Genomic DNA, 7090 nt, shown 5'->3' with positions numbered 1-7090 from the left:
TCGCGACGACGACCTCGCCCCCGCCGAGCAGGCCGAGGTGCTCGACCTGGCCGCCGAGGTGAAGAAGGACCGGTTCCGGTTCCGGCCCCTCGAAGGCCCGCGGTCGGTGGCCGTCCTGTTCGACAAGCCGTCCACCCGGACCCGGCTGTCGTTCGCCGCCGGCATCGCCGAGCTGGGCGGCAACCCCCTCGTCATGGACGCCGGCACCAGCCAGCTCGGCCGCGGCGAGACCATCGCCGACACCGCCCGCGTTCTGGAACGCCAGGTCAGCGCCATCGTGTGGCGGACGGCCGGGCAGGAGCGCATCGAGGAGATGGCGGACGGCACCACCGTCCCGGTCGTCAACGCCCTCACCGACGAGTTCCACCCCTGCCAGATCCTCGCCGACCTGCAGACCGTGCGGGAGGCGAAGGGCGACGACCTCGCCGGGGTCGCCCTCGCCTACTTCGGCGACGGCGCCAACAACATGGCCCACTCCTACCTGCTGGGCTGCGCCACCGCCGGGATGCACGTCCGCGTCGGCGCGCCCGCGTCCCAGCCCCCGGACCCCGCCGTCGTGGCCCGCGCCGCCGAGATCGCCGCCGCGACCGGCGGGTCGGTGACCGTCACCGACGACGCCGCGAAGGCCGCCGCCGGAGCCGACGTCCTCGCCACCGACACCTGGGTCTCCATGGGCCAGGACGGCAAGGACACCTCCCTCTACGAGCCGTACTCCGTCACCGACGACCTGCTCTCCCTCGCCGACCCGGACGCGATCGTCCTGCACTGCCTGCCCGCCTACCGCGGCAAGGAGATCGCCGCGTCCGTCCTCGACGGCCCCCAGAGCCGCGTCTGGGACGAGGCCGAGAACCGCCTGCACGCCCAGAAGGCGCTGCTCATCTGGCTGCTGGAGCGCTCGCGGTGACCACCCCCATGACCAAGGCCGCCCGGCACGCCCGGGTGATCGAGCTGCTGACCCGGCATCCCGTCCACTCGCAGGGCGAGCTCGCCAAGCTCCTCGGCGACGAGGGCGTCGAGGTCACCCAGGCCACGCTGTCGCGGGACCTGGTGGAGATCGGCGCGGTGCGGCTGCGCGCCGACGACGGCAGCCTGATCTACGCCGTCCCCGGGGAGGGCGGCGAGCGGATCCGGCGGGCCCGCACCGGCTCCGCCGAGACCTTCACCGGACGGCTCTCCCGGCTCGCCGCGGAGCTGCTCGTCTCGGCCGAGGCGTCGGCGAACCTGGTCATGGTGCGGACCCCGCCCGGGGCCGCGCAGTACCTGGCCTCGGCGATCGACCACGCCGAATGGCCGTCCATCCTCGGCACCGTCGCGGGCGACGACTCGATCCTCGTCATCGCCCGCGACCCGACCGGCGGGGACGACGTCGCGCAGGCGCTCCTGCGGCTGACCGACGGACGCGAGCGACGAAGCTAGGGCCGCCCGCGGCCCCGTCCCAGCCCGCACCACCTGAAACCTCACACACTTCGCATACTTCGCACAGGAGAGAACGATCATGAGCGAGCGCGTCGTACTCGCGTACTCCGGGGGACTGGACACCTCCGTCGCCATCCCGTACCTCGCCGAGCAGACCGGCGGCGACGTCATCGCGGTGGCCGTCGACGTCGGCCAGGGCGGCGAGGACCTCGACGCCATCCGCAAGCGGGCCCTCGCCTGCGGCGCGGCCGAGGCCGTCGTCGTGGACGCCAGGGAGGAGTTCGCCGCGGACTTCTGCGTCCCCGCCATGCAGGCCAACGCCCTCTACATGGACCGCTACCCGCTGGTGTCCGCCCTGTCCCGGCCGCTGATCGTCAAGCACCTCGTCTCGGCCGCCGAGGAGTTCGGCGGGACGACGGTGTCGCACGGCTGCACCGGCAAGGGCAACGACCAGGTCCGGTTCGAGGCGGGCCTGTCCGCGCTCAACCCCGACCTGAAGGTCATCGCGCCCGCCCGCGACTTCGCCTGGACGCGCGACAAGGCGATCGCGTTCGCCGAGGAGAAGGGCCTGCCGATCGACGTGTCGGCCAAGTCGCCGTACTCCATCGACCAGAACCTGTGGGGGCGCGCCGTCGAGACCGGGTTCCTGGAGGACATCTGGAACGGCCCCATCGAGGACGTCTACGACTACACCTCCGACCCCGCCGAGCCGCGCGAGGCCGACGAGGTCGTCATCACGTTCGCCTCCGGCGTGCCCGTCGCGCTGGACGGCCGCGCGCTCACCCCGTACGAGATCATCGCCGAGCTGAACCGCCGCGCCGGGGCGCAGGGCGTCGGCCGGATCGACATGGTCGAGGACCGGCTCGTCGGCATCAAGAGCCGCGAGGTCTACGAGGCGCCCGCCGCGATCGCGCTGATCGCCGCGCACATGGAGCTGGAGAACGTCACCGTCGAGCGCGACCTCGCCCGCTTCAAGCGGTCCGTCGACCAGCGGTGGGGCGAGCTCGTCTACGACGGCCTGTGGTTCTCGCCGCTGAAGGACTCCCTGGACGCGTTCATCGCCGACGCGCAGAAGCACGTGTCCGGCGACGTCCGGCTGACCCTGCACGCCGGCCGCGCCGTCGTGACCGGCCGGCGCAGCGGCGCGTCCCTCTACGACTACGACCTCGCCACCTACGACACCGGCGACGCGTTCGACCAGAGCCTCGCCAAGGGCTTCGTCGAGCTGTGGAGCCTGCCCAGCAAGATCGCCGCCAAGCGCGACCGGAACGCCTGACCGGGACGTTCGACCAGGCCGCCCGGCCAGGCTGTTCTACCAAGCCGCCTGCCCGGGCCGTCTGACCGCACGAGCAGGGACGCGCCCGCCTCCGGCACGGGTTTCCCCGTACCCTATGGCGGACGCCGCGTCACCGCGCTGGGGGCGCCGTGACCACGGCGTCCCCACGTCGTGCTGCCATGCCCGGACGTGGTGAGATTGACACGGCAACGTGAGATGTGACGGCAACGTTCGTCCAGCGGCGGGAAGAAGAGGATTTTCGTGACGAAGGCACCGACGCGCCTGTGGGGCGGCCGATTCGAGGGCGGCCCGTCGGACGCGCTCGCGCGGCTCTCGGTGAGCGTCCAGTTCGACTGGCGGCTCGCCCCCTACGACCTGATGGGCTCGCGCGCGCACGCCCGCGTCCTCAACCGGGCGGGGCTGCTGACCGACGACGAGCTCGACCGCATGATCGGTGCCCTGGACGACCTTGAGGAGGCGTGCCGCACCGGCGAGTTCCGCCCCACGGTCGCCGACGAGGACGTCCACACCGCCCTCGAACGCGGCCTCCTGGAACGGCTCGGCGCGCTCGGCGGCAAGCTCCGCGCGGGCCGCAGCCGCAACGACCAGGTCGCCACCGACCTGCGCCTCTACCTGCGCGACCACGCCCGCCAGATCGTCTCCCGCCTCGTGGAGCTGGAGACGGCGCTGATCGCGCAGGCCGAGCACAACCTCGGCGTCGCCGCACCCGGCATGACGCACCTGCAGCACGCGCAGCCCGTGCTGTTCTCCCACCAGCTCCTCGCGCACGTCCAGCCGCTCACCCGCGACATCGCCCGCCTCCGCGACTGGGACAAGCGCGCCGCGATCTCCCCGCTCGGCTCCGGCGCGCTCGCCGGGTCGTCCCTGCCGCTCGACCCGCAGGCCACCGCCGCCGAGCTCGGTTTCGACGCCGCCGCGCCCAACTCCATGGACGCCGTCGCCGACCGCGACTTCGTCGCCGAGTTCCTCTTCGCCGCCGCGCTCATCGGCGTCCACCTGTCGCGCCTCGGCGAGGAGATCTGCCTCTGGGCGTCGCAGGAGTTCCGCTGGATCGAGATGGACGACACCTACGCCACCGGGTCGTCGATCATGCCGCAGAAGAAGAACCCCGACGTCGCCGAGCTCGCCCGCGGCAAGGCCGGCCGCCTCATCGGCCACCTCGTCGGCCTGCTCACCACCCTCAAGGGCCTCCCGCTCACCTACAACCGCGACCTCCAGGAGGACAAGGAGGGCGCGTTCGACGCCGTCGAGACGCTGCTGCTCGTCCTGCCCGCCATGTCCGGGCTGATCGCGACCATGCGGGTCAACACCGAACGCCTGGAGGCCCTCGCCCCGGACGGCTTCGCCCTCGCCACCGACCTCGCCGAGCTCCTCGTCCGGCGCGGCACCGCGTTCCGCGACGCGCACGAGGTCGTCGGGCACCTCGTCGTCTGGTGCCAGGTCAACGACAAGGACTTCGACGACCTCACCGACGCCGAGCTCGCCAAGGTGTCGCCGCACCTGACGCCGGACGTCCGCGAGGTCCTGAACGTCCAGGGGGCCCTCGCCTCCCGGAAGGCGTACGGGGGGACGGCGCCCGACCGCGTCCGCGAGCAGCTCGCCGCGCTCCGCGCGCTCGTCAACGACCACGCCGCCTGGGCCGCCGACTCCGACGGGTGAGGCGATGAACGGAGCGTTGCTGCCCCGCGACTTCTTCGACCGCCCCGTCGAGGAGGTCGCGCCCTCCCTGCTCGGGCACGTGCTCAGCCACCGCGCGCCCGGCGGCGGCGAGGTCGCGGTCAGGCTCACCGAGGTCGAGGCGTACGCCGGCCCCCTCGACCCCGCCTCCCACGCCTACCGCGGCCGGACGCCCCGCAACGCCGTCATGTTCGGGCCGCCCGGCCACGCCTACGTCTACTTCACCTACGGCATGCACTTCTGCATGAACCTCGTGTGCGGCCCGGACGGGACGTCCATGGCGGTCCTGCTCCGCGCCGGGGAGATCGTCGCGGGGGAGGACGTGGCGCGCGCCCGCCGCCCGCGCTCGTCCGTCCGCGACCTCGCCCGCGGCCCCGCGCGGCTCTGCCAGGCGCTCGGCATCGCCCGCGAGCAGAACGGCCTGGACGTCTGCGCGCCCGGCGGCCCGCTCACCGTCCACGCCGGCGACCCCGCCGACCCCGCGCTGATCCGCAACGGCCCGCGCACCGGCGTGAACGGCGCCAAAGAGGTGCCGTGGCGCTTCTGGATCGACGGCGACCCGACCGTCTCGCCCTACCGGGCCCACGTCCCGAGGCAACGCAAGAAGATCACCGCCGCCGACTGACCCGGCGATCGCGGCCCGCTGAATATCGTTAGCGTGACACCCGCCCGCCCAGGCACCCTGGTGGGCACACGGAACGCAAGCCGGAACGAGGAGACCGTGACCGACATCCTGGACGATCTCGCGTGGCGCGACCTGATCGCGCAGTCCACCGACCTGGACGAACTGCGGGCCCTGCTCGCCGCGGGACCGGTCACGCTCTATTGCGGTTTCGACCCGACGGCCCCCTCGCTGCACCTCGGCAACCTGATCCAGATCCTCACGCTGCGCCGCTTCCAGCTCGCCGGGCACCGGCCCATCGGGCTCGTCGGCGGCGCCACCGGCCTGATCGGCGACCCGAGCGGCAAGAGCACCGAACGCGTCCTGAACTCCGAGGAGACCGTCGCGGGCTGGGTCGAGCGCATCCGCGGCCAGGTGTCGAAGTTCCTCGACTTCGGCGACGGCCCCACCGCGGCGACCATGGTCAGCAACCTCGACTGGACGGGCCCCATGTCCGCCATCGAGTTCCTCCGCGACATCGGCAAGCACTTCCCGGTCAACCGGATGCTGGCCCGCGAGACCGTCAAGGCCCGGCTCGACACCACCGGCATGAGCTACACCGAGTTCAGCTACGTGCTGCTCCAGTCGATGGACTTCCTGGAGCTGTACCGGCGGTACGGGTGCCGGCTCCAGACGGGCGGCAGCGACCAGTGGGGCAACCTCACCGCCGGCGTCGACCTCATCCGCCGCGTCGAGGGCGGCGGTGCCCACGCGCTGACCACGCCGCTGCTCACCAAGGCGGACGGGTCCAAGTTCGGCAAGACGGCCGGCGGCGAGACCTACTGGCTCGACCCAGAGCTGACCTCGCCGTACGCCTTCTACCAGTTCTGGTTCAACGCCGACGACCGGGACGTGGGGAACTACCTGAAGGTCTTCAGCTTCCGCTCCCACGAGGAGATCGACGATCTCCTCAAGCAGGGGGCGGACCGTCCCGCCGCCAGGGCCCCGCAGCGGGCGCTCGCCGAGGAGATGACCACGCTCGTCCACAGCGCGGACGAGACCGCCCGCGTCATCGCCGCCTCACGCGCCCTGTTCGGCCAGGGCGCCCTGGAGGAGCTGGACGAACGCACGCTTAGGGCCGCGCTCGCCGAAGTGCCGCGCGCCGAGGTGCCCCCGGGCGAACTGCCGTCCGTCGTCGACCTGCTGGCGGCCTCCGGGCTGTGCAAGAGCAAGTCCGAGGCGCGGCGGGCGATCGCCCAGGGCGGGGCCTACCTCAACAACGCCAAGGTCGAGTCGGAAGACGCCGTGCCGGCCGCGTCGGACCTGCTCCACGGACGCTTCCTCGTCCTGCGGCGCGGAAAGCGCAACGTGGGCGGCGTTGAGGTGACCGCGTCCTGAACCCCGTCTGTGACCGCCCGTCCGGAGTCTCTCCGGGCGGGCGGTCGCCATGTCGAGGGCAATCTTCGGCAAAAACACGTCACAGTGCGGTTACGAGGACCCGTCGCCGGGCATGATGAAGGTCTTGAAAACCGTACTTGAACTGGGGTTTCACGCCGCGCGAGCTCGATTTGACGCCCCTCGCGGCGGGACCTAATGTTCTACACGCCCCACGGGGGAGCGGGACGCTGGCAAGCGGCCCGGCCTCGCGGGGAACCCTCAACGAGCCGACCGGGTCGCGATGTGCGCTGCCCAGAAAACGGACGTAAGGGTCCGAACCACCCAGACTTTGACAAACAGGGCGGATCGGGTAGTCTAGAAGGGTTGCCTCGGAGCGGGAAACGCGAAAGCGAATCCAGCGCGGTGGGTGTCCGTTTCTTGAGAACTCAACAGCGTGTTAAAAGCCAGTGCCTTTATACGGCCCGCCCCTTTTTTGGGGGGTTGGGTCGTCCCCGTGGCCGTCCTTTGGGGCGGTCAGGGATTTCTTTGAGGCAGTGCAGCCCTTTTTGGGGTTGTGATGCTGGGATTGTTTCCGAGGTTTGGCCGGTGTGGAGGTTCGCCCCTTCGTGCTGGTCGTGTGGCCTTAATGGAGAGTTTGATCCTGGCTCAGGACGAACGCTGGCGGCGTGCTTAACACATGCAAGTCGAGCGGAAAGGCCCCT

At 71.5% G+C, this 7090-nt stretch carries 6 protein-coding genes and 1 rRNA gene; all 7 read left to right on the top strand.

The window, feature by feature from the left end:
• On the top strand, positions 1-904 hold a 904-nt coding region (gene argF / locus E1264_RS37885; protein ID WP_132181602.1), incomplete at its 5' end, for an ornithine carbamoyltransferase.
• An 8-nt stretch (positions 905-912) separates the two neighbouring features.
• The gene (locus E1264_RS37880; RefSeq protein ID WP_132181604.1) at positions 913-1416 is read left to right on the top strand and encodes an arginine repressor; all 504 of its coding nucleotides are present in this window, start codon (positions 913-915) and stop codon (positions 1414-1416) included.
• 79 nt (positions 1417-1495) lie between these two features.
• Positions 1496-2692, top strand: coding sequence for an argininosuccinate synthase (locus E1264_RS37875; protein ID WP_132181600.1), 1197 nt, complete (start codon positions 1496-1498; stop codon positions 2690-2692).
• Positions 2693-2953: 261 nt separating this feature from the next.
• Entirely contained in the window at positions 2954-4372 is a 1419-nt protein-coding gene (gene argH / locus E1264_RS37870; protein WP_132181598.1) for an argininosuccinate lyase, read from the top strand.
• A 4-nt stretch (positions 4373-4376) separates the two neighbouring features.
• Entirely contained in the window at positions 4377-5015 is a 639-nt protein-coding gene (locus E1264_RS37865) for a DNA-3-methyladenine glycosylase (RefSeq protein ID WP_132181596.1), read from the top strand.
• 96 nt (positions 5016-5111) lie between these two features.
• Complete coding sequence (gene tyrS, locus E1264_RS37860; RefSeq protein WP_132181594.1) at positions 5112-6389, top strand: tyrosine--tRNA ligase; 1278 nt, start codon at positions 5112-5114, stop codon at positions 6387-6389.
• Positions 6390-7011: 622 nt separating this feature from the next.
• Positions 7012-7090: ribosomal RNA gene (locus E1264_RS37855) — 16S ribosomal RNA — on the top strand; the annotation flags it as partial.

The organism is Actinomadura sp. KC216, assembly GCF_004348535.1.
In the GTDB taxonomy this organism is placed as follows: domain Bacteria; phylum Actinomycetota; class Actinomycetes; order Streptosporangiales; family Streptosporangiaceae; genus Spirillospora.
The sequence above is the reverse complement of the archived record's forward strand: the minus strand, read 5'-3'. Positions and strand labels throughout refer to the sequence as shown.

Bases quoted from the DNA above. Each gene is read 5' to 3' on its own strand.
- E1264_RS37880 (WP_132181604.1), top strand. From the start codon at position 913: ATGACCAAGGCCGCCCGGCACGCCCGGGTGATCGAGCTGCTGACCCGG.
- E1264_RS37875 (WP_132181600.1), top strand. From the start codon at position 1,496: ATGAGCGAGCGCGTCGTACTCGCGTACTCCGGGGGACTGGACACCTCC.
- E1264_RS37865 (WP_132181596.1), top strand. From the start codon at position 4,377: ATGAACGGAGCGTTGCTGCCCCGCGACTTCTTCGACCGCCCCGTCGAG.